1 protein-coding gene is annotated in these 599 nt (G+C 39.4%); it reads right to left on the reverse strand.

All coding sequences use genetic code 11. The features are described from left to right. A partial coding sequence (locus tag IUY40_RS19215; protein WP_229335708.1) for a Calx-beta domain-containing protein occupies positions 1 to 599 on the reverse strand: 599 nt, incomplete at both ends.

Here is a 599-nt window from a genome sequence, read left to right on the forward strand (position 1 = left end):
TGCTGTAGTTGGAGAAAAGTTTAATACTTTATTTGCCTCATCAGTTTCATCTGTAATGGTTACTGTAGCCTCCTTGGCTGCACCATCCCAGCTAAATCCAGTTAATAGACTTTCTACTATAGCACCTCCTACTATATCATCTCCTGTTAGGACTACAGTCTCATCACCCTCTATAATAGTATCTGTTAATGCAGTAACAACAATGGATGCAAAATTTTCCCCTGCTAGTATCTTTCCTCTTCCTGTCAATGGGGTATAGTCTTTACCACTAGTTGCCGTACCTTTAACTATATAACTGAATGTAATATCATTTACTGCTGTAATCTTTTCTGACAAACGTACTTCTAGCGTTGTCGAAGTGCCCTCTGGTGTGCTCACAGTTGTTGGACTAAAACGCAATACCTTATCCGATAACGGATTGGAATCTGTTATCGTTACCATAGCAGTATTGGCTGTAGCACTCCAAGTAAATCCTGCTGTAGCAACTCCCATTATAACAATCGTTTCGTTTGCTTCTAACAAGTTATCTGTTAAAGCATTCACTTCTATTATTGCCGTACCTGAACCAGTAGGAATCGTTGCCGTACCTGTTAAAGTTA

Origin of the sequence: Flavobacterium sp. ALJ2 (assembly GCF_015594725.1) — a bacterium.
GTDB lineage: Bacteria > Bacteroidota > Bacteroidia > Flavobacteriales > Flavobacteriaceae > Flavobacterium.